This is a genomic window from Sporomusa malonica, assembly GCF_900176355.1.
Classification (GTDB): domain Bacteria; phylum Bacillota; class Negativicutes; order Sporomusales; family Sporomusaceae; genus Sporomusa; species Sporomusa malonica.
In genome coordinates, this window is record NZ_FWXI01000010.1 from 143,824 (window position 1) to 167,533 (window position 23,710).

The window sequence follows — 23,710 nt, forward strand, 5'->3', positions numbered from 1 at the left end:
GACATTCCTCCTTCACTTTCCAAACGGGCAACAAGGATAGAAACATTCTTTGCAGCCCATGCATAGACCGCCGTATCCCATTTCAGCAAAATCCTGCTTGCTTAACTTTTCACCAGCAAGTATTCTTGGAAACACTAAATCAAATACCGTGATTTTTGAAAACATGCCACAAGCCGGCAATCCTAAAATAGCTATATTATCAAGATATGCCAGCATAAACATAGCTCCCGGCAATACCGGAGTCCCGTAAGTAATAATTTCCGCGCCGGTTGCGCGGATAGCATCCGGAGTCACATCGTCCGGGTCAACCGACATCCCTCCGGTAATAACGATTACCTCAGCACCCGCATGTGCGCAGTCCAGAATAGCCTGAGTAATTTTCTCTTTATCATCCGGCTGAAAACTCAACCCGCTAAAAGCAGCCTTATAGGTTTTGATTTTTTCTTCTAGTACAGGGCCGAACTTGTCCTGAATTCGCCCATAAAAAACCTCGTTGCCTGTTGTAATTATTGCTGTTTTCAATGGCTGCAATGGTTTTATTGACACAATATCTTGATATTCGCCAGCTATCTTCTCTACATGATCAATTGTTTCGCCTGCTACTATCAATGGTACTACCTTTACTCCAGCCAAAATTTCGCCTGCATTAACAAGTCTGTTCCCATGCAAAGTAGATAACACAGTGTAATCAACAGAATTAATCCTAGTTACTGCGCCCCGGTTTACCTTTAATAACCCATCATATTGAGCTAAAATATTTACCCTTCCTTCGGCCGGTCCTGTTAAATAAGTATTTGCTCCCCCTACCAAACAGGCAATTCGCTGGGCGGCATCGTTTTCGTGGACTTGGTCATCACCTAACTCAAGCAAAAATATATGCTCTTTGCCAATATTAAGTAAATGAGGTATATCTTCCTGGCGAATAATGTGCCCCTTTTTAAATGCTGGTCCCTTATATTCACCTGGTACAATCTTGGTCATATCATGCCCCAACACCATGCCAACCGCTTCACTTACCCGCACTTTCTTTAACGCCACTTGCTTCTCCTCCTGCATAACCAATTCTGCACGTTAACCACTTCAAAAAATATTCCAGTTAAAAAATATAAAATGAAACAACGAAAACTCTTCCGGAAGAAGGTTTGCCTTCGGAAGAGTTACTTTTATCAGCCTACAATTCGCTCCGGATGAGTATATACGTTCAACCGTTCATCTCTGGCAAAACCAATTACTGTAACACCAAGTTCTTCAGCCATATCAAGTGCTAAGCTCGTTGGCGCTGAACGAGCAATAATGACAGATATATTCATTTTGCTGACCTTCAAAATAATCTCAGATGAGACCCGGCCGGAAAAAACCAACACTTTATCTTGTGTACTGATCCCTTCTTTTAGGCAGCGTCCATATAATTTATCGAACACATTGTGACGCCCGATATCCTGACTCCAACAGACTAACTTACCTTCTGCCGCCAACGCGCCGCCATGAACTCCTCCTGTTAACCTGAATGTCTCCGATGCTGCTTCCAACATTTCAGAATAAGCCATAGCTTCCTGCGGTGTTAGCTTGATCTCGGTATTCACAATTTTAGCTGTTAAAACATCATTGGCAAAGTAAAAAGCACTCCGCCCTTTGCCACAGCAGGCAGTAAGATAACGCTTCAAAAACATCTTTTCGGCTGCTGTTTCGCCTGACACTGTTGTGGCATGTATTACACCCTGCTGCATATCCACGGTAAGGGTTGCAATATCTTTAACGTCTTGAATAATGCCTTCAGTTGCTAAAAAACCTGTTACTAAGTACTCTTCTTCTCCAGCTGCGGCTAACATAGTTACAAGTTCTTTACCGTTTAAATATATAGTAAGCGGTATCTCTTCAACAACTGGTTCTTCAGTTTTTAATATCTCCTGCCCTCGAACCTTGATAACCTGATATTGGGCCGTTCCTTTGAGTGCGTCCATTTGATCACTCCTTTTCGGCAAGCTCCCGATACAGCATCTGCAGTTTGGCAGTCATCGCCCCTATGGCAGGTTTATCGCCAATAGGCTGTCCATTAACTGCCGTTACCGGAATAACCTCCATAATAGAACTTGTTAAAAATATCTCGTCAGCCCCGGCAAGTTCTTCCGGGTTGACTTGGCGTATCTCAACAGGTATCCCTGCCAATTGTGCCAATTCAATAATAATCCGCCTTGTGACCCCTGGCAATATGCCGCTGTTATCGTCGGGGGTAACTAGTTGGTTACCTGTAACAAAGAATATATTGCTCATTGAACCTTCTGCCACAAAGCCATCTGTATTCAGCATAATGGCCTCCTGGGCATTATGGCGCCTAGCCTCCGCTTTGGCTAACATATTGTCAAGATAGTTGGCTGATTTTATTCTGACAAGTGGTGAAGATAAGTTACGCCGTAATTTGACTATAGCGACTTGCCAGCCCTCAGGCGGCAGTGGTTGCGGCAATGGCGATGCAAACACTGCAACAGTCGGCTGACCGCAGCTGGCAAGGTCAGGGCGCGCTGTCCCAATGCCCCGTGATAAGGTCAGACGTACCGAAGCATCGTGCAGATGATTCGCCTTCAGAACACTATCGATGGCCTTACCAAGTTCCATTCTTTTGGGGATTTCAGGCCAGCCAAGATATTCAGCAGCCTCTTCAAGGCGTTTTAGATGGTCTTGGAGCCGAAATATCCTACCGTTATAAGCGCGCATAGTCTCAAACAAACCGTGACCATAGAGAAAACCATGATCTAACGGTGAAACAATACATTCTTCGCTGGAAACCAACCGGCCATTAAAATAAATAATCATATGTCACCCGCCCAAGCCTTTTACACCTGGTAACCCAGGGCTTTCATAAGTGCACGCGCTTTATCCAAACTTTCTTCATACTCAAGCTCAGGTACAGAGTCGGCTATGATCCCGCCCCCCATCTGGTAATAGGCACGATCTCCTTTAATAATAAATGTGCGGATAACAATATTAAGGTCGGAGTCACCGTTGAAATCAATATAACCGATGGAACCGGTATAGATGCCCCGTCGCACCGGCTCAAGCTCGTCAATGATCTCCATTGCGCGTACTTTAGGAGCGCCCGTAATCGAGCCGCCTGGGAAAGAGGCGGTTACCAGATCAATAATATCTTTGCCATCTGCCAGTTTTCCCACTACAGTTGACACAAGATGAAATACTGTCGCATATTGTTCCAGCCGGATTAGATCAGGCACACGGACACTGCCGAACTCACACACCCGGCCTAAGTCATTGCGTTCAAGGTCAATAATCATAACCAACTCAGCCCGGTCCTTTTCACTGGCAAACAGTTCTTCACCGAGCTGCTTATCAGATTCCGGATCTTTCCCACGCGGTCTTGTTCCCTTGATCGGTCTTGTCTCCACCATTCTATCAGTTACAAGCAGATAACGTTCAGGTGAGGCACTGGCGACAATGACTTCGCCAAAATTCAAATAAGAGGCAAACGGCGCAGGATTAATATGCCGGAGATAGCGGTACAGTTCATAGGGAGGTACCGTCACTTTGGCGTTAAACCGCTGTGTCAGGTTTACCTGGAAAATATCACCGGCAGCAATGTAGTCTATGCCTTGCTGCACCATATTACAATGCCCTTCACGGGTAAAATTAGATTGATACTGGCCTTCAGGTATCTGTGGCTTAGGCTCAGGCAATGGCTTAGCTTCGGCTACTAAAGCAGCTAGTTCAGCAATACGTGCTTCAGCCTGTTTGCACCGGGCCGGTTCGTTTTGCACAGGGAAGCCATTAGAGGCAATGTAGGTCTTATTGGTATGGTGATCAAAAATCAACACCGTATCATAAAAACCGAAAAAACAGTCAGGATTATTCAGGTCATCTGTACTCAAACCGGGAATTATCTCTAAAAGATATCCCATATCATAGCCGAAGTAGCCGATAATACCGCCAGTTAACGGGGGTAACCCAGGTACTTTTTGGGTTTTATATATACTGAGCAGCCGTTTAAGCTCATTGAAGGGATTACCCTCAAAGGTCTTGCGGCCACTCTTATCTTCAATATGTATTGTTTTTTCTTTGCTGGAAAATACCAGGAATGGGTCACGGGCAATAAACGAATAGCGCCCCATACCATTTTTATCCATGCCGCTATCTAAAAAAACACTATATGGCTGTTGGGCAAATAACGCAAACACTTCTGCAGGCGGCAATGTCAGGTTTATCTCTCGAATAATTGGTGTCGGTCTCATTTACCGGCTGGCCCCTTTCCTCTTGGTTGTCCATGTTGGGTTCATAGCAAGGAAGTTTTCGAGCATCGCATGTCCATCTTCAGTCAGAATAGATTCTGGATGAAATTGTACACCTTCAATTAGGTACTCTTTATGGCGAATACCCATAATTTCACCAAGATCAGTCTCAGCAGTAATTTCGAAGCAGTCAGGCAATGTTTCTTTTTTGACAATGAGTGAATGATAGCGGGTAGCTGCCAATGGGCTTTTTAAACCGGCAAAAACACCTTTACCGTCATGGTATACCAATGAGGTCTTGCCGTGCATCAAGCGTGGAGCACGCACAACCTCACCGCCAAACGCCTGGCCGATGGCCTGATGGCCAAGACAAACGCCCAGCATGGGTATTCTCCCTTTAAAATACTTGAGGAGTTCGAGGCTAATACCGGCTTCATTGGGAGTACAAGGGCCAGGCGAGAGAATAATATGGTCAGGACGCATGTCTTCGATTTGAGCAACTGTCAATTTATTATTTCGAAAAACCCGGATATCTTCTCCCATTTCGCCAAGGTACTGGACGAGGTTATATACAAAGGAATCGTAGTTGTCTATCATTAATATCAAGCTTCAGTTCCTCCTCAGCATGTTCTCGTTAAAAGGCAATAAGCCCCATATATATTTTATCACAGCCTGTCTCGTATAGACAAACTGCGATTGGATTATATTTAATAAATGAGGACGGCTATGATAGAAGCCGTCCTCATTTACAAACCAACATTGGCTACGTGGATTGCCACACTATGCTCGCAATGACGCTAGATAGGTTAGTTCATCCCATGTCATTGCGAGCGCACGTGAAGCAGTCTCGCTTTTAATCTCTTACTTATGGCGGGGATGATAATGAGTATGGAGAAGTTCATGGGATTTGTGACTAAGCGGTTTACCCAAGAATTCCTCATACAAGACTTTAACTGCCGGGTTCTTATGCGACTGCCGAATTGGAGTTTCGCGGTCAGCCTGATAGAGACCAGCCATCCGGGCCTCTTTAGTTGCTTTGGTGGTACCCCAAGGTTGACCACCGCCGCCAATACAGCCGCCAGGGCAACACATAATTTCCACAAATTGATAGTCACACTCGCCAGCCTTGATTTTATCAAGAATCACGCGGGCATTTTTCAAGCCGTTGGCAATTGCCACTTTGACTTTTGTGCCCTCAAGATCGACTTCAGCTTCTTTAACACCTGTCATACCCCGAATGCCTTCAAAATCAATGTTAGCAAGTTCTTTGCCTGTCACAACTTCGTAGACAGTACGAAGCGCCGCTTCCATAACACCGCCTGAAGTACCGAAGATAACAGCCGCACCGGTAGAAATACCAAGCGGAGCGTCAAATTCTTCATCAGCTAGCTTGTTGAAGTCAATTCCAGACTGCTTAATCATACGAGCCAATTCGCGAGTGGTCAACACAACGTCAACATCGCGATAACCGCTGCCGTTCATCTCAGGCCGAGCACTTTCGTTTTTCTTAGCAACGCAAGGCATTATGGACACTGATACTATTTTACTGGGATCAATGCCTGCTTTTTCTGCATAATAGGTCTTGGCCAGCGCGCCAAACATTTGTTGTGGCGATTTACAGCTTGACACATTAGGTAAGAGTTCAGGATAGAAACCCTCGACAAAATTGATCCAACCAGGGCTGCAAGAGGTGATAAGCGGCAGTGCGCCGCCGTGGCTCATTCTCTCTAGCAGCTCGCTGCCTTCTTCCATAATAGTGACGTCAGCGGCAAAATCGGTATCAAACACTTTGTCAAAGCCCAAGCGCCGGAGGGCAGCTACCATTTTTCCTGTAGCAATACTGCCAGAGCCCATACCAAATTCTTCACCTAAGGCTACCCGGACAGCCGGAGCTACTTGAACAAGAACATGCTTGTCAGCATTGGTAATTGCCTGCCATACTTTTTCACTATCATCTTTTTCATATAATGCTCCTACCGGGCAGACCGAAATACATTGGCCGCAGTATACGCAGGTAGTGTCTTGGAGCGGCCGGTCAAACGCAGTGGTAACTTCGAATTCAACTGAACGGTGAGCAGTATTGATGGCACCAACGGTTTGAACCTCTTGGCACATCTCAACACAGCGTCCGCATTTTACGCACTTGGACATATCGCGAACAATTACGCCGTTAGAGTCTTCGATAGGGATTTGTTTAGGCTGATTTTCAAACAGCGGTTTGCTAATCCCAAAGTCATTCGCTAGCCGCTGCAGCTCACAGTTAGTGTTTCTAACACATTTTAAGCAATCTTGGGGATGTTCAGCCAAGATAAGCTCAAGAACATCTTTTCTGGCTTGACGTACTGACGGGCTATTGGTGATAAACTCAGCACCGTCCCATACCTCGTTACCACAAGCAGTCTTTAGTTTTTTCTGGCCTTTCATCTCTACTACGCACACACGGCAGGTAGCGCGTACTTTAAGGTCAGGATGATAGCATAACACAGGAATATCTATACCAACCATTTTCGCTGCGTCCAGGATAAGTGTGGTCTCAGGACACGATACGGGAATGCCGTCAATTGTAATGTTGACTATTTTATTTGGATCTGATGCATGATGGCCCATCACTACTCACCTCTTTCCTGTTCAGTAAAGCAAACTTGTGCCGGACACTTCTTATTCAAGTGGTCTTCAAATTCATCTTTGAAGAGCTTCCAGCAGGTATTCAAGGCGACTGCCGCCGATTGACCCAAGCCGCAGAACGAGGCATTAGTCATGGTATCAATCATGCGCTTGAGGACTACCATATCATCCTTGGTCGCTTCACCTTCGGAAAGTTTGCAAAGTATTGCATAAATTTGCTTGTTACCTTCCCGGCAAGGAGTACATTTACCGCAGGACTCGTGGATGAAGAATTCGGTTACACCTTTTAAGTAGTCAATAACACAGACATCTTCATCCATTACCACAATTGCGCCTGAACCAACACTTAAGCCGGCGTTACGAAGCGCTTTGTAGCAGTACATGGTGTCTAACTGTGCTTCAGCCCCTATAGGACCTGATTGACCACCAAGGTGGAAAAATTTAAGCTTTTTGCCATTAGGAATACCACCGCCCAATTCGGGGTCATAAATGGCATCGCGCAGGTTTACACCAAAAGGAATCTCATATACGCCACGATTAACAACATTGCCTGACAGGCAAATCAATTTTGTACCACCGCTGTCTTTAGTGCCATAGCTCAGGTATTTATCGCCGCCATCCAGAACAATTGTCGGGATATTGGAAATTGATTCAACGTTATTAACCAGTGTCGGCATTAGGAATAGTCCGACTTCAGCTAAATGAGGGGGTTTAATACGCGGACGTCCGGCCTTGCCTTCAATAGAATTCAATAGCGCGGAGTTTTCACCGCATACATAGGCACCAGCACCGGTCATAATATGAATGTTGAATTCAAAACCAGTGCCCATAATGTTCTTGCCTAGATATCCTGCTTTCACAGCATTATCAATGGCGCTCTGGAACACTTTTTGGATAGCCCGGTATTCGCCGCGAATATAAATGTAACCATCATGGGAATTGAAAACATGACCAGAAATGGTCATACCTTCGATTACTCTCAGCGGATCTTGACCTAACAGCAGCTTATCTTTGAAAGTACCTGGCTCGCCCTCGTCAGCATTAATAACGATATATTTCGGGAACTCGGGGATTTCCAGCAGTTGTTCCCACTTGGAACCAGCCGGATAAGCAGCGCCGCCGCGTCCTAATAGTTTGGCTTTCTTAACTTCGCCGATTATTTCTTCGGGCTTCATAGTGAAAGCCTTTTTCAACCCCTCATAACCGCCAGCTTTTACATAATCTTCAACAGAATCAGGGCTAATTACGCCACAATTACTGGAAATAAGTTTATTTATTTTTGACATGAGGACACCCCCCGGTAACTAGTAACAACCTCGGCTACTTTAGCCGCTGTCAGGTTACCATATACTTCATCACCGATTTTGGCTACCGGACCGATGTCACAGGCGCCAACACAGCTAGTGTGCATCAAGGTAAAGAGGTTGTCAGGAGTAGTCTCGCCAAGTTTGATGCCCAATACTTCTTCAAACATTTTTACTACGGCGTCAGCTTTTGTTACATGGCAGGGTGTGCTTTTGCAGATCTCAATAACATATTTACCATGCGGTTTAGTATTAAACATAGCATAGAATGTAAGAACATCATAAACTTTGCTTATTGGCAGATCTAATTGGCAGGCCACCACTTCAGCCCATTCTTCAGCTACATAGTTTTCGCCAGAAGCACACTGGATATCTAGGAGAATAGATAACAGTTGTTCTTTAGCTTTACCATACTTATTAATGATTCCCAAGACTTGTTCGTATTTTCCAATAATTTGCAATGCTTGATCTTTTGTGACTTTTGAACACATGCTTTTTATCTCACCCTTTCCTATGACCGTTTAAGGCTACGGGGAATAAAGCTGATATTAAATTGCAAAAATAATACAGGGCCAGCCAGTATTCCCAGCTGACCCCATACCTCCCTGAGTTTGCTCCGGATAAAGCTACCACTTATATCCGGTAATTGGGAATATCATCAATATTAAACTTTAGGACGTGGCAGGAAACCTGCGCCTTTTACAATCTCAGGCAGTGCAGCTTCCCAGCCAACAGGCATGATGTGAATACCGGCTACGCCTGGGATTTTCTTAAGCTCATTGCACATTTCGATAGCAATCTGGATACCCTCTTTTTTCGGATCTTCAGTTTTCTTCATGCGCTCAATGAGGCTGTCAGGAATTTCCATGCCGGCGACGTCTTTCTTCATATACTGCAGTGCTTTAACCGAGCGAACCGGCAAGATACCAGCAGTAATTTTTGTTCTTTCGTGAATACCACGCGCAACTACCATCTCCATGAAACGGGCAAATTTCTCGATATCGAATATTGCCTGCGTTTGGATGAAGTCAGCACCGGCATTTACTTTCTTTTCAAGACGGATGGCCCGGAATTCAAACGGGTCGCCAAAAGGATTTTCTACTGCACCGATAAAAAACCGTGGTTCATTGGTTTTTATAGCAGCATCAGATAGAAGCTTCTTTTCATCCCGCATTTTTCTGACCATGTCAATCAGTTGAACAGAGTCAACATCATACACATTTTTACTTGTCGGATGATTACCAAAAGACTGGTGGTCACCGCTTAAGCATAATACATCGCGAATTCCTAGGCTATAGGCACCCAGTAAATCACTTTGCATGGCAATACGGTTACGATCCCGGCAAGTCATCTGAATAATCGGAACCCCGCCGCCCTTAAGTACATGAACACCGGCAGCAATACTGGACAACCGCACAATAGCAGTTTGGTTGTCAGTAAGGTTGAAACCATCAACAATATCTTTCAGCTCATGAGCATGATGCTCTAATTCATGACCGTCAGAATGTTGGGGTGGTCCAAGCTCACCTGTTACCACAAAATGCCCCAAGGAGTACAGTTTCTCTAGTTTGCTTTCTGTCTTTAAAACAGCTTGTTTATCAATAGCTACTGCTTCGCTCATAACCGCACATCCTCCCTCACAATTTTGCGGGGACCGCCGTCTCTATTCTTCGACCAATTCTTAGCCGGCAGTACTTCTGTCATCATATCTAGGCGCCCCTGACCTTTGAGGCGATCATAGATAAGCTGCCATGCGCAGGGAGTATCTTTGCTGATTTCGCACACTCCACCTTGTGAACCACCGCATGGTCCGTTCATCAGGCTCTTGGAGCAGCGGATAACTGGGCATACGCCGCCGGTCTTGGCAAGTACACACTCGCCGCACAGCATACAGCGTTCTTCCCAGATGCCATGTTCAATCGCAGCACCTGCAAATTTTGTGTTTTGACCAGGTACAAAGATAATCTCAGGATAGTTCTCTGCCATAAACTGCACACCAACACCGCAGGCCATGGACACAACTGCATCAACATCTTTGAGATGCTCTTTAAACCTAACAACATATTCAGGATCACACTGACGCTCATAGGTAGCCGTTTCGATTTGCATAGGCTGACCGTCAACTTCCATCTTCATCCGAAGAGCACTGGCCATAATATCGGTTTCCTTCTGTCCGCCAGACAGACATACAGTAACACAACCGCCACAACCGGCAACCAGAACTTTTTTCGCGCCTTTTATGGCCTCGGCAATTTCTTCAATCGGCTTGATTTCTGCAACTATCATATCGCTTGACTCGTCTCCTTTCTAGGCCTTCCGGGCCTTAAGCGGACTCGGACCCATTTTTTCAAGCAGTCCGGCCATATCCCGGGCGATCTGGGCGAAACGTGGACCATGGGTGCCGGATACGTTATACATCACTAAACGTTCTCCGCCAACTCCAACTTGATCCAGTATTTCTTTTATATGCTCCAAACGTTTCCGGGCGCGGGAGCTGCCTTTCACGTTCATGCACTCATGCTCAGGACAGCCAGCGACAAATACAGCATCAGCGCCTTTCTCAAAGGCCTCTAACAACAGTCTGCCGTCAACTTTACCAGCACAAGGCAACTCGACAGTCTCGATCTTAACGTTAACATCGGCTGGAGGGCCAAGGTCAGAGCTGATTAAGGCACACAAGCGACAAACAAATCCTACTACTTTAACTTCACTCATTATTAACCCACCTCCGTCAACGCGGTCTCAACCCGTGCGAGCACCTCATCGTCCTGGTAATGATGTACAAAAATTGCCTTATTAGGACATTCGGAGGCGCACATACCACAGCCACGACAATCAGCAGGAGGGATATAGGCAGCGCCCATTTCCTTCTTATCTCTGGTGATTTGTGGAATGGTGTATGGGCAAGTTCGTACACAAGTCAAGCAAGCTGCGCATTTTTCCCATTCTACCTCAGCCACCATACCGCCCATCATAAGCGCAGGCTGAGCCAAAATACGGGCTGCACGACCAGCCACACCTTTGGCCTGAGTCAGGCAATCTACGACTGATTTCGGCCCATGGGCCGCACCGGAAATAAAGATACCGCCACCCGGGAAGGCAATTGTACCGAAGTTGGAGTGGGTTTCTGAAAGGAAACCGTCAGCATTAACCTGAATCTTAAACAAGTCAGCAAGCTGTTTGGCTTCCAAAGATGCTGTTTGAGCAACTGCCAGAATCACTTGATCAGGTTTTAGATTCAGCGTAAGACCTGATTGCGGATCAGCCACTGCCATAGTGAGGTTGCCGGCATTATCTTTTGCTAACACAGGCTTGTCAGCTTCATCGTAATGAACAAACACTACGCCAGCTTTACGTGCTTCACGGTATTTGAGTTCAAGATAACCTGGCGTACGAATATCACGCGACAGTACATACACCTTAGCTTCAGGGTTCTGCTCTTTGATCTTGGTAGCAGCGTATACTGTTTCGCCACAGCAGGTGCGGCTGCAGTATTTATTCTCCTCATTACGGGAACCAACGCATTGTACAAAGACATATGTAGAAGCACCCTTAGCAGGTAAACGGCCATCAGCCAGACGATACATAGCCTCAACACCAGTAATTACTCGCTGGTCCTGACCAAATAAATAGTCTGAAGGAACATAGGTAGTAGTACCAGTGGCGAGAATGACTACGCCATGCTCAACCTTTTTAGTTGTCTTCACTTGCCCCTGTCCGGTGGCAACAGTAGTGATAAAGTGGCCTTGACGACCGCTAAACTCAACTGCTTCCGAATTAAGCAGAACCTCAATCTTATCGTTTTTCCGCACCTGTTTTTCCAGGTCTTCCACTGTCTGCTTGAGGTCTTGCGTTTCTAAACTGCCGGTAAGGTCACGGACATAGCCCCCAAGTACAGAGGCTTTGTCGACAATAGTACAGCCAAAACCGCGATCAGCCAGCGCCAAAGCAGTAGCCATACCGCTAACACCGCCGCCAACTACAAGGGCACGCGATACCACTGGTTCTGCGTGCCATCTAAGCGGTTTAAATGCTTTTACATCACTCACCGCACGGGCAGTTACAGCAACAGCTGCTTTAGTGGCCTTATCAGCATTGTTGTCCCAAACTTTGGCTGGAACAGCTGCCATTTCGACAAGCATCCGGTTCAAACCGGCCGCCTGTGCTGTTTCCTGAAATAGATTTAGGTTATGCTTTAGAACGCAGGGTGAAACAACAATACGGTTAAGACCCTGAGTTGCAATAAGCTTTTGAAGCTTAGCAATAGATTCAGGTTGACAAGCCGTTTGTTCACACTCAACAACAGTTACACCAGCTTGATTCTTAGCTGCCGCAGTTACGGTATTGACATCTGCCCCCATAGCAGCTAAGCCGGCTTTACAGAGGAATACGCCAACCCGTACGGGCTCTTGGCTAATGTCACGCTCAGGAGTTGGTTTCCGGCCTGGACGACCTTCCGCTTTTCCCAACGCGCGAGTAGTAGCTGCTGCTGCCGCACTAGCCAGAGACATGGTCTCAGGAACGTCAAGCGGGCCTTGGCTACCACCAACCGAGAAAATACCCGGGCGCTTGGTAGTTACTGGTTCAAGGGGATCAACCTGAACAAAACCAAATTGGTTCAGAGGAATTTGTAAAATTCCGGCAGTTTCTTTTAAACGGGTAGACGGACGAATACCTGCGGCAAGCACTACCAAATCAAATTCTTCTTTGACTGGTTTGCTAGCAGCCGCATAGTTAATTGACAATTTTTCAGTTACAGGATCTTCTTTAACCTCAGAAATCATGGTACGTACATAGTTAGTACCTAATTCCTGAGCACGTGCCAAAAAGGTGTCAAAGTTTTTGCCGCACGCTCTTAAGTCAAGGTAATATACCGTGACATCGGTTTTCGGGGCAAACTCTTTGGCCAATATAGCTTCTTTGGCAGTAAACATACAGCAAATAGCCGAGCAATATTCGCCCTTGGATACTACATCCCGGGAACCTACGCACTGTATGAAAGCAATTTTTTCCGCACATTTTCCGTCTGACGGGCGTCTGATACAGTCTGAGCGATAGCGGCTTTCAGATAATAAATGCTCAAATTCTAAGCTGGTAACAACATTTTTGTAGTAACCATATCCGTATTCGCCTTTTTGGGAGACGTCATACATACTGAAACCGGCTGCCAGAATAACCGCTCCGACGACGACTTTTTGAGTGCGCTTGCCTGTTGCGACATCGCTGACGGTAGCCTGGAAATGACCTACATCCCCTTGTAATTCAACCAGTTTGCTGCTGGTGTAGACATGAACAAGCGGATTGTTGCAGGCTCTGGTAATGAGTGACCCCAATACCGTACTGGATGCATGAAGGTTACCGCCTAAATACAAAGCAGAAATGTTTACTTGATCTCCCCATGGGCAGGCGGCTTGACCGCTTTGCTCTGAAGAATCTACTAACTTCCCGCCAAGATTTGCTTCATCTGTTACCAGATGAACGGGGTATCCTGCCCCAGCTAATTCCAGAGCCGCTTGCAGACCGGCAATGCCACCGCCAATAACGAGCACATCCTTTTGCATGGCTCTCACTGCCTTTCGATAAAATATCTTTTCTTCACCATCATTACTAATTAGGCGTGGTATAACCACAGAGAAACCGGACATAGCTATATAATAGTTCTGCCGGTTTCTCTGAATAGGTTACAACAAGTGCAATGATGTCAAGAGCGGTATGGGATCAACAATATGTTTCTTCATCCATTTTTTTGCTTCAGGATGTCCAAAACTAATCCCCAGCAATTCGGTGAAGAAAAAGATTGGTATAGGATTTTGGATTTCTTTCTGCCGGGTTTCTAAAGTCATCTGACATAACGGACATGCTGTCACAATCGCATCGGCACCTGCTCGTTGAGCCGCAGTTACCAAGTTTTTAGTTATCTCATATACGACATCAGTACGTGGCACTGTTAAGCTACCGCCACAACAGTCAGTTTTGTATGACCAGCGTTTCACATCAGCTCCGGCCAACTTCATCAGCTGATCCATAGCTTGTGGCTGTTCAACATCATCAAAGGCGACGTAAGTAGGCCGTGTAAGAAGACAACCATAATATGGGGCCAGCTTTAGGCCGTTAAGCGGCTTTTTAACCTTCTCATTAACTTTGCCCAAATACTCTTTTCTCATGATAACTTCCAGCGGGTGTGTAACATGAACTGTACCATTGTATGACGCGCCCATTATGCTTTTGAGTTCTTCGTTAGCATCTTTTGCTTCCGTAGTACCTTCACGGCAGTAATGGTCAGCGCCTTTTACAAGGTTATAGCAGGCGGCACATGGCAGGACAAGTTCTTTTTGCTGTTCGGCTTCAGCAATAACAAGATTCCTGAGCGGCAAAGCAAGTGCGAGAAATCTGTCGGTGGAGTGACCTGCGGTAGCTCCACAGCAATTCCACTCGGGAAGTTCAGCCAGCTCCAACCCTAATGCATCAAATACAGCCTCGGTGGCCATATTGTACTCGGCCGCTGTGGAGTGAAGTGAACATCCTGGATAATATCCTAGTTTCATCGCGCCTTTTTCTCCTTTGCTCTCTGGAATATTTTCTTGACTTCGCCCTTGCGCCGCTTGAGGGCATTATGTGGCAAGAATGGCATCTTACCACGTTTAGTCATTTCCTTGCCAAGATCCATGTCTGCCAAATAAGTTCCTGTACACAATTTGTAAAGTCCCATGAGTCCAAGTTCATACCCGCGGCCTTCGCCGCCGATAATTGGGAAACCTTTCATGGAATCAAGAAACAACTCGTAAAACAACTTTACGTTGTAATGACTTGCCGGAATTTTGTCTTCAGCAATAGTCTCCATTTTAATGGTGTCCATGACTTTAGATGTGTCAATTCCGTTCGGACAACGTACTGCGCAAGTCTTGCAACCAACGCAGAGCCATGGAGTATTGGACTGATAGACCTTATCCTTTTCCCCCAGCTGAATCATCCGTAAAATCTCGTAATTGTTATGTTCCATGACAAAGTTTATCGGACAGCCACCAGCACACTTCATGCAATGATAGCATGATGAAATGGGCTGATGAGATTTCTCCTCGATTTCCTGACAGAAAGAAGCTTTACCCTTAGCGGGTTGGTTCACCGTTGACATCATTGACCTCCTTTCCTGGCGTAAACCCAGCGGTATTACCGCTGTCTGAACACCTTAGCGTAGGAGTCGCAGTAAATATCTTTGTTCAGGATAACGCGAGCCGAAGCGATAGCGTCAACCATCATATCATCATTAGCATCAAGGATAGCGGAATCAAGACCAGCAGTCATAGCCATAACAGCAAAGGTGCGGTTAAGAAGCGGACGATGCGGGGTCTTTTGAGAAACGTTAGAAAGACCAATAGTAGTCAGCGGTGCTGGATTCGAAAGTAATTTGATCTGGCGGATGGTTTCTAATGCTTCAACCGCATGCTCTTGTGCTACGTTAACCGGGAGGATAATCGGGTCGATGAAAAGGTTGTCTGGTTGAAGTCCGTAAACTTCAGCATTGGCAACGAATTCCATAGCAAGAGCTACGCGCTCTTCGGCACTCTTAGGAATACCGGATTTGCTGATGCAGAGGCAAACAACATCGGCTTGATACTTAGCTGCCATTGGGAAAACGCGGTCAATTTTTTCTTGTTCGCAACCAATGGAGTTAATGAGTGCGCCGGGCTTGCCATAAGCGATAAGAGCTGCTTCCATAGCGTCATAGTCAGTAGTATCAATGGCGAGAGGCAAATCGCTAACTTCCATAACGGTTTTAACCATCCAAGGCAGGTCTACTGTTTGATCTTCGGAGTTAGGTCCGGTGTTAACGTCAAGATAATGAGCGCCGCCCTCTTTTTGTTTGACAGCCCATTCTTGGAGAGGCTTAGGATCATGCTCCCGAACTGCTTTACCGATGTCTTTGAACATACCATTAATTCTTTCGCCAATGAGAATCATTAGTAATCCCCCTCGATATTATTATATTTTTTTAAGGAAACCTTGCGTTAATGATGATGGTTTAACGGAATACCCATATTTACACGAAATTGCTTAAGAATTAAATTTCGGCCTTAACCATTAATTCTTCGGCATTTTTCTTAACAAGACGAACCGCTTCCGGATGACGAAGAACCATTACATGAGCGCCGCCCTGTAAGAGACCAGTAGCAGTCATTGCTTCCCAAAGGATAGCGCGATCTGCTTGGTTACCCCAGTTGGGGAAATCTTCTTCAGTAGCAACAGCTTCTTTAGCGCGCCATGCTTCATAACCCACTTGGCAGATTACCGGTTGGGACAACATTTTGTCACCTGAGAGAGCGCCCAGACGGCCGCGCTCAAGGATGGAGTAGGTATATTCAATACCGTAGCCGAGAGCTGCAGTGCTCGGGTCAATAAGAACATTATCAGCAGCCAAGCCTAGCTCAGAGATAAGAATGTTCAGCTGTTTGCAGATGTTGATATCGAGTGGGCTAGCAGCAAGTACTTTGTGCTTATGAACCATTGCAGCAGCTGCAACTGACTTGTAGTTGTCTTGCTTAGCGCAGCCGATAAGCAGGTTTTCACCAGCAGCAGCTTCTGCAACAACAGGCAGAACAGCATTGTCTTTTTCGTCTTCGCCACAACCAACGACAATTAGAGGTACGCCGACAGCGGCGAGTACGTCTTTAACGATTTTGGCGCAATCTTCAGGGCTCTTGTCACCATTATCAGGATGAGCACCGGCAAGCTTGAGATAAATCATATCTGCGCCGAATTCTACACACTTTTTAGCCCAAGCAACAGGGCAGTCCATAACTTCAGCATACACTTGATTCAGAACTGGATGCCAACCAGGATTAATGTCCTGAATTTCCATTGCAACTACAGGCTTTAGGGGCATGTCGCCTTCGAACTGAAGGAACGGCATAGTGGATTCTCCGCCAACAGTTACGGTGCTGGTACGAGTGCCACCCTGTTCTTTGGTTGCACCAAGGGTAACGGTATTGATTTTACCGGAATATTTTTCTTTCAACATATTAGTTGCCATAGTTACGCTCCTTCCAAACTTCTAGATTTCTGCTTTTTTACATATAGCGTTAACCGCTTGTACTGCCACCGCGTTATCAGGTAAATCAAACAGCGGCTGGCTCAATAAATCATATTTGGCTACCAACGGATCATAGGGGATTACACCGATTAACTCAAGGCCAGTTTTATCAATCTCGCCTTGTAAAGCGGCAATGTCCTCATCATTTTGTGTCTTGGTAACAATCAAATAGATGTTTTTAACGTCAGATTTCAGTGTGTCAACAAGCTGCCTGACACGACCGGCTGAACGAATGCTACGTGCCGAAGCATCACTAACTACAAACATGTAATCAATATCCTGAGTTACCCGGCGGCTAATATGCTCCAAACCGGCCTCATTATCCATGAGTACATAGCCATAGTTCTTGCCAAGTTTATCCATATAACCTCGCAGAAGGTTATTAGGAAAGCAGTAGCAACCAGGACCTTCGGGCCCTCCCATCACCAGCATATCAACATTGTCTGATTCAACTAATGAGGCTTGGAGTTTATATTCAATATACGTCTCCTGTGTCATACCGGCAGGAATGTTCTTCGGATTTTTAGTACTGGTTATTAACTCGGAAATAGTCTGTTCTACTTCCATACCCAAGGCTTCGTTCAGATTGGCGTTAGCATCAGCATCCACCGCCAGAATGGAGCCCTTGTTGTTTTTCACCAGATACCTTATCAATAACGCAGTAAAAGATGTTTTACCGGTTCCGCCTTTACCTGCCACTGCTATTTGCTTTGCCATAACTTAAACTCCTTTCAATACACCCAAAACTACAGCTTTAATGTCAACTTAAAGACTGACATTGGGGAATAACGTCAAATCAGTATGTGGGATAAACAATGATGAGACAAATTCGTCCATAAACAGGTTACCAACCGACAATTCAATATAAGTCATTTTTCCTGCCAGACTATTGGCTTCCATCCAAGCCTCCTGCGATAACAACGCCATACAGGCACCTTTGGCTGAAGTATTACCGACATACTTATACTTTTCAATAGGTATATCAGGCAACAAACCAATAGTAATCGCATCAGGAATGTTGAGGTAATTGCCAAATCCACCTGCCACATAAATGGTTTCGATACTTTCTAATTCAAAGCCGACCACATTTAAGAGCGAGCGAATTCCGGCAAACACTGCTCCTTTAGCCCTGAGCAGGTTTTTGACATCGGCTTCACTTATGACAATATCCCGGTCAAGGTCTGTGTCATCTCGCCAAACCAAGACGTATTCTGGCCCCGTCTCGCCAATGCGCATCCGTTCAGTTGATAGACTGGTCTGAAATTTTCCAGCCCGGTCTATAATTCCGGTGCGCCTAAGTTTAGCCAGGCAATTGATCAGGCCTGAACCGCAGATGCCAATCGGCTTACCGTTATTGATGGTGGTATAAGATACTTCGTATGTCTGAGGATCTATTTCCAGGCGCTCGATTGCACCATGCATAGCCCTCATACCATAAGTTATCCCTGATCCTTCAAAGGCTGGACCAGCTGAACAGGAACAAGTTACTAACCAATCACCAGAGCCTAACACCATTTCACCGTTTGTACCGATATCAATCAAGAGCGATATTGGCGCATCAGCATTACCCATGCCAGTAAACAAGGTTCCTGAAACGATATCACCGCCCACATAACTAGCCACTGACGGATAGCTAAATACCAGAGCGTCAGGGTTCACTCTCAGCCCTACTTCCTGAGCCTTAACAACGGGAAAGAAGTTAGCGGTCGGAATATATGGCTCCAGACGGATGAACTTGGGGTTAATCCCCAGGAACAAGTGCGCCATGGTTGTGTTACCGGCTGTCATGATTACGCGGATATCCGATTCTTTAATCTGCCTTTGTTTCACCAGTAAGTCCATGATTAATGTGTTTATGGTATCAATGATACACTGATGAATGGTCTTCAAGCCGTCAGTTTCATCAACGGCATATACAATGCGACTAATGACATCATCGCCAAAACGAGCCTGACGGTTATGCGTTCCTGCAGTATCAATAACTCTACCTTTTTCCAGGTCAAGGAGGTAGGCTACTACGGTAGTAGTGCCAATATCGACAGCTAAACCGTATAGAGGCTGATGGCCATGGCCTGGCTCAACAGCAATTACTTCAGCCTTACCACCAACCTCAGATAGCAGTACAGTCACTTTAAAATGTGCAGCCCTGAGGATTTCTCCCAAATTACGAATGATCGCGAGGGAAATATTGATGTCCGTACACTTCGTTTCTTTCTTAAGAGCCAAAGTCAACCGATTAAGGTCATCACGGTTGTCCTGCAGATTAGCCACAGGCAAAGTCAGCCTGATACGCCGACAGAGTGGATTAAGCGGATAACCGTTAAGCGGGCTTTCCTGTTTTTCCAGAAACAGCTCTTTAAGCTGCCATACGTGCAGTAAATAGTTGCTCAAAGCTTCTGACATACCACTGTTTACCTGATGGTGATCAACCAGCACCTGATGTTTGCTCATGGCCGAGGTTTTAGGTATCTCTACCACTAAATCCTCATCTTGAACTAATGTCTGGCACGCTAAATTGAATCCCTTCTCAGCAAGCCTTGCTGCCAAATGGCTGTCTCGTCTAGCCTTTGCAGCACCGCTCTTAATGTGAACAGCGCATTTACCGCATGTACCGTCACCACCGCAAGGGGCTTTTATCTCAATATCAGCTTTACCTGCGGCAGTAAGTAAATCAGTTCCTGGATCTACCTCAACTTTGACTCCTGCGGGAAGAAATGTTACGAACCGTTTGTTCATGCTGAATTACCCTCCTGATTCGTTGAGCAAGGCTGTCAATTCTTATTTCAAATAACAAGTTCTAGACAATAATTATTTCATGAGGTGCGGGTAACGAGCTTTAGCAAAAGCCGGAATACCAGCAGCTTCCTGCGGTCCAACAACAACTTCGTAACCGGATTTTTCTTTCAGTTTGCCGCTGATAATGGCAACATAACCAGGGATAACGATGGTGTTGTGGTTAACTTTGTCCATAATACCGATGTTCTTAACAAACTCGGCGATAGGCTCAGCAACGAATTTACCTGCGGCCCAAGCAGTAAGAACCGATGCGCCGTCGGTGTCAACAGCCACGATATAGCCAGGGATTTTGCTGGCTACAACTTCGCCTTCAACAGCAAAGTAAGTAAGAGCAAAGTTTGTACAAACGTATACAGGAGAATCCGGGCCAACAGCACCAATCTCATATACATTTTTAGATTCAACAGTCATCGGTTTTTGTGGGTCGGTATAGATGTTCATGCGCCATGCCATAAGAGGCAGCAATAGGGGCTTCTCATCAACCTTCATGCAAACGATGCTGGCATATTTAGCAACATATGTAGCAGCTTCAACGATCTCCTCTTTCGCATCAGTTGCTATTGTGCAAGCAAGCATAGGATAGCCGAATGGACGGAATTTTTTCTTGATTGCCAGACGACGGGCATTCACCATTTCAGCTAAGGTTTTAGCCTGTTGGGTATTGCCGAAGTCGATAACAAGTTCTTTATATTGAGCAGCCACTTTTTCTACTAAAGCAGCAGTGTCATCAAGTCCATTACCTTTTACTACTACTGGGCAGTTATTAGCTTTTGCAAGAGCTACAACCTTTTCCCAGTTTTCAGCAGTTGCAGCATGCAGCAGCGGCTTCTTGGCAGCTACAGCAGGAACAGCAGCTTCCAAACCAGCAACATCTGCAGCTAGCAAGAGGGCAAAGTTAGCTTTAGCAGCTACAGCCTCAACAGCAGCCTTAAAGGTAGCAGCATCGCCAGATGCGTTAACAATTGCAACCATATCAATTGCGATTTTTTGACCAACACGATCCATTACCAGACCATTTACTTTTTCAATCTTAGCATCTAATTCAGCGCCAGACAGAGTGTCTGGAATTTGAATAGCAATAGCTGTCGGATGATAGAAGGTTTTGTCATGACGGAAGAGGACGGTTTCGTCACCCATTACGATTTCTTGTTCGCCTACGCCTACTTTTACAGTACGTACAGGCGGTGCAGTTGCTGCTCCGAGGTTTTCTTTCGCTGCCTCAGTTGCATGTGGGCACATGTCGAGAGATGCTTTACCATTGGCCATTGCCATTGCAAAAGCCAAGCAGGTAGGTGAACCACAGTCTTTACAGTTTGTTTTAGGTAGTTGTTTGAAAATGTCCAAACCTGTTAATGCCATTTTCTCTTCTCCTTTCGAATATAAGCACTTCAAATAATATGAGAACCGGGACACATCCGAACCTTACAAAATTACAGTCCCAAGATGTGTCCCGAATTCATCCTTAAATTAAGTAACTGGGCTTAATTACATCATTGGATCCATTGCGAGAGCAGGATGTTGTTTCTCCTCAAGGAACGGTAGAATTGCTTCTTCATCGGTGCCAACAGTTTCGTCGGCAATTTTATCAACGAAGTCAGCGCCAAGGCCTGCAGCTACAGCAGCGTCTATCAGATCTTGACCCAAGAATTCTTTGAGTTCTTTCGGCATCCAGACAACACGTCCGAGACCACCGTCTGCTGGAATAAACTTAGCGCTGCAGAGGTAACGACGGCCCAATCCCATGAAACCAGGGGTTTGAACACCACCGCCGCAAGTACCGGCCAAACCGGAGAAGGTCATACCGCAAGGGGTATCGCCAGTATGTTCACGCGTGGTGACCATGACACCATTACACAGCGGTAGTATCGCCATAATAGCTTCGAAACATCCGCAGGAAGTCATCGGATCTTCCATCATGGTATAAAAATTAACCTTTTCTATCGTCCGGTTGGAGCCTGTATAGAAGAAATCATTAAGGTTTTGCCATTGACCTTTTACAGGATCTATGCATTCGCCTTTTAAAACCGGCTGATTGGGGCCGGTTGGGGTAATTTCATTGGAGGCTTTGGCATCCAGCCAGCTAACAGCACCGCACAAGCCTACGTGCTCTGGCGTTACAATACACACATGGTTAGGTGCAAAGGACTGGCAGAGTGTGCATGTGTACCAGGTTTCGACTGCTTCGTCAGTGAGGCCTTTGAGACGGGCGTCACGGGCAGAGTATTTGGCCATTGCCAGTTTGATTTTTTCTTCAATGATGTCTTTATCGGTGACAAGAGTGACTTGTACACGGTCAATAATAGCCGGATAGTCAGATTTGAATTTGGCAATAAGAATCTCGCCAATGTCTTTAATTTTGAAGCCTAGCTCTTTAGCATTTTTGCCAATACGCACCCACATCATATTACGCTGGGCTACGTGCCACAGACCTTCACCATAGTTAACGAAGTAGTGGATACGGCGCTCAAGCACGCCTTCGAAGTCTTCTTGCATCTTACGGCCATAGACATCAATCATGATGCCAAGCGGGAAGACGCTGCCTTCTGGCATTTCATCAATTTCTGGTCCAATAACTTCGATTTTGCCGTCTTCAACCTCATCGGCTTCACACATACGGACAAGCTCGAAGCTGGTGGAACGACCGCCGCCGAACTCAACGTGTGCATCTTTTTTACGGATGGTTTCGCCTTCGAAAGCAGGTCCAATCGTGATAGGTACAGGGATATCAACGATCTTGATTTTAATGCCGCGCATCTCAAGACCAAGTTTGCCGATTTTTTCATAATCTGGTTCAGATTGATACCAGTCAGGAATTTCCTCGGCTACCGGCTGATCGGTAACAATTGGGAAGCCCATGAAGATGGCACCAAATTCAGCCGCAAATTTAACTATGTCATTAGGTCCAAGCTGAATGACAAACGCAAGAACGCGTTTGGCTTGATATTCAATCGCACGCTGACGTTGACCGGCCGGGATACCACCGAAGGCAAGACCGGCACGGAAAGCAAAGTTAACAGCATGGATAACCTGCGTGAAGTTACCAACAGGGAAGGTAATGAAGTCAGCACCGATTTTAACATTTTCTTCAATACATTGCTCAATGACTTCATTGGCCAAGAAGATCATGATGCCTTTGGACTGGAGGTCTTTTACCAGTTTGGCAGTTGACTTGCTGTCTTTACCCTTACCAACGATAACGGCAACACCTGGGATGGTTTGGTCAACCAAGGGCACGCCGAACTTACGGAGAATAGGGTCAGAGATGAAGCCGCAATACGGGTATTTATCAGGTTTTGCACCTTTAAGGTAGCGCAAAGCTTCAATAACTTCTGCAGCATAAAGGGTTGCTTCACCGTTCAGTTTAGCGTTTTCGAAATTCAGTTCTTCCCGGATGTTAGTAGTACGAACCCGGTTAAGAATAGGAGCAAGATCACCAATAGTATTTACTTCTTCACCGCTAAGGGCAGTAATTACCGGCAGTCTGTAGGCAGTATCGGGATATTTAACTGGGCAGTCAGCACCGTATTCCTTAATGGCTTTTGCCAGAAGAATTTCCGCGTAGCTGGTAGCTGTAACAGCACCTTCGTAGGCGCCTTTAAAAAGCTCCATTGACATATTATTTTTCGTCCTCCTTCATAGAGTCAATTTCTCAATATATAAGA

General features: G+C 45.8%; 20 protein-coding genes. All 20 read right to left on the bottom strand.

Features of this window, described 5'->3' with window-relative positions:
* Positions 1-12: 12 nt before the first annotated feature.
* The gene (locus B9A22_RS13320) at positions 13-1,038 is read right to left on the bottom strand and encodes a molybdopterin-binding protein (RefSeq protein ID WP_217805953.1); all 1,026 of its coding nucleotides are present in this window, start codon (positions 1,036-1,038) and stop codon (positions 13-15) included.
* 128 nt (positions 1,039-1,166) lie between these two features.
* A complete protein-coding gene (gene fdhD / locus B9A22_RS13325) occupies positions 1,167-1,961 on the bottom strand; it encodes a formate dehydrogenase accessory sulfurtransferase FdhD (RefSeq protein ID WP_084576221.1) in 795 nt (264 codons plus the stop codon).
* 4 nt (positions 1,962-1,965) lie between these two features.
* Entirely contained in the window at positions 1,966-2,811 is an 846-nt protein-coding gene (locus B9A22_RS13330; protein ID WP_084576222.1) for an aminotransferase class IV, read from the bottom strand.
* Between the two features lie 20 nt (positions 2,812-2,831).
* Complete coding sequence (gene pabB, locus B9A22_RS13335; RefSeq protein ID WP_084576223.1) at positions 2,832-4,238, bottom strand: aminodeoxychorismate synthase component I; 1,407 nt, start codon at positions 4,236-4,238, stop codon at positions 2,832-2,834.
* Entirely contained in the window at positions 4,239-4,841 is a 603-nt protein-coding gene (locus B9A22_RS13340; RefSeq protein ID WP_084576224.1) for an anthranilate synthase component II, read from the bottom strand.
* A 255-nt stretch (positions 4,842-5,096) separates the two neighbouring features.
* Complete coding sequence (locus B9A22_RS13345) at positions 5,097-6,842, bottom strand: NADH-dependent [FeFe] hydrogenase, group A6 (protein ID WP_084576225.1); 1,746 nt, start codon at positions 6,840-6,842, stop codon at positions 5,097-5,099.
* Positions 6,843-6,844: 2 nt separating this feature from the next.
* Complete coding sequence (locus tag B9A22_RS13350) at positions 6,845-8,146, bottom strand: complex I 51 kDa subunit family protein (protein ID WP_139796246.1); 1,302 nt, start codon at positions 8,144-8,146, stop codon at positions 6,845-6,847.
* Positions 8,134-8,655, bottom strand: a complete 522-nt coding sequence (locus tag B9A22_RS13355; RefSeq protein ID WP_084576226.1) for an NADH-quinone oxidoreductase subunit NuoE family protein — start codon at positions 8,653-8,655, stop codon at positions 8,134-8,136. The genes B9A22_RS13350 and B9A22_RS13355 overlap by 13 nt, the downstream gene beginning before the upstream one ends.
* Positions 8,656-8,828: 173 nt before the next feature.
* The gene (locus B9A22_RS13360) at positions 8,829-9,785 is read right to left on the bottom strand and encodes a methylenetetrahydrofolate reductase (RefSeq protein ID WP_084576227.1); all 957 of its coding nucleotides are present in this window, start codon (positions 9,783-9,785) and stop codon (positions 8,829-8,831) included.
* Positions 9,782-10,450 (bottom strand): methylenetetrahydrofolate reductase C-terminal domain-containing protein, encoded by a 669-nt coding sequence (locus tag B9A22_RS13365; RefSeq protein ID WP_084576228.1) that lies wholly within the window; start codon positions 10,448-10,450, stop codon positions 9,782-9,784. The genes B9A22_RS13360 and B9A22_RS13365 overlap by 4 nt, the downstream gene beginning before the upstream one ends.
* A 21-nt stretch (positions 10,451-10,471) precedes the next feature.
* Entirely contained in the window at positions 10,472-10,879 is a 408-nt protein-coding gene (locus B9A22_RS13370) for a hydrogenase iron-sulfur subunit (RefSeq protein ID WP_084576229.1), read from the bottom strand.
* A 2-nt stretch (positions 10,880-10,881) separates the two neighbouring features.
* Positions 10,882-13,794, bottom strand: coding sequence for an FAD-dependent oxidoreductase (locus B9A22_RS13375; protein WP_176215508.1), 2,913 nt, complete (start codon positions 13,792-13,794; stop codon positions 10,882-10,884).
* Positions 13,795-13,845: 51 nt separating this feature from the next.
* The gene (locus tag B9A22_RS13380; protein ID WP_084576231.1) at positions 13,846-14,709 is read right to left on the bottom strand and encodes a CoB--CoM heterodisulfide reductase iron-sulfur subunit B family protein; all 864 of its coding nucleotides are present in this window, start codon (positions 14,707-14,709) and stop codon (positions 13,846-13,848) included.
* Entirely contained in the window at positions 14,706-15,299 is a 594-nt protein-coding gene (locus B9A22_RS13385) for a 4Fe-4S dicluster domain-containing protein (RefSeq protein WP_084576232.1), read from the bottom strand. The genes B9A22_RS13380 and B9A22_RS13385 overlap by 4 nt, the downstream gene beginning before the upstream one ends.
* 32 nt (positions 15,300-15,331) lie before the next feature.
* Positions 15,332-16,123, bottom strand: coding sequence for a methyltetrahydrofolate cobalamin methyltransferase (locus tag B9A22_RS13390; RefSeq protein ID WP_084576233.1), 792 nt, complete (start codon positions 16,121-16,123; stop codon positions 15,332-15,334).
* A 100-nt stretch (positions 16,124-16,223) separates the two neighbouring features.
* Positions 16,224-17,192, bottom strand: coding sequence for a CO dehydrogenase/acetyl-CoA synthase subunit delta (gene cdhD / locus B9A22_RS13395; protein ID WP_084576234.1), 969 nt, complete (start codon positions 17,190-17,192; stop codon positions 16,224-16,226).
* 21 nt (positions 17,193-17,213) lie between these two features.
* A complete protein-coding gene (locus B9A22_RS13400; protein ID WP_084576235.1) occupies positions 17,214-17,969 on the bottom strand; it encodes an ATP-binding protein in 756 nt (251 codons plus the stop codon).
* Between the two features lie 48 nt (positions 17,970-18,017).
* A complete protein-coding gene (locus tag B9A22_RS13405) occupies positions 18,018-19,988 on the bottom strand; it encodes an ASKHA domain-containing protein (protein WP_084576236.1) in 1,971 nt (656 codons plus the stop codon).
* Positions 19,989-20,060: 72 nt separating this feature from the next.
* The gene (gene acsC / locus B9A22_RS13410; protein WP_084576237.1) at positions 20,061-21,407 is read right to left on the bottom strand and encodes an acetyl-CoA decarbonylase/synthase complex subunit gamma; all 1,347 of its coding nucleotides are present in this window, start codon (positions 21,405-21,407) and stop codon (positions 20,061-20,063) included.
* 126 nt (positions 21,408-21,533) lie between these two features.
* A complete protein-coding gene (acsB, locus tag B9A22_RS13415; protein ID WP_084576238.1) occupies positions 21,534-23,663 on the bottom strand; it encodes an acetyl-CoA decarbonylase/synthase complex subunit alpha/beta in 2,130 nt (709 codons plus the stop codon).
* Positions 23,664-23,710: the final 47 nt, after the last annotated feature.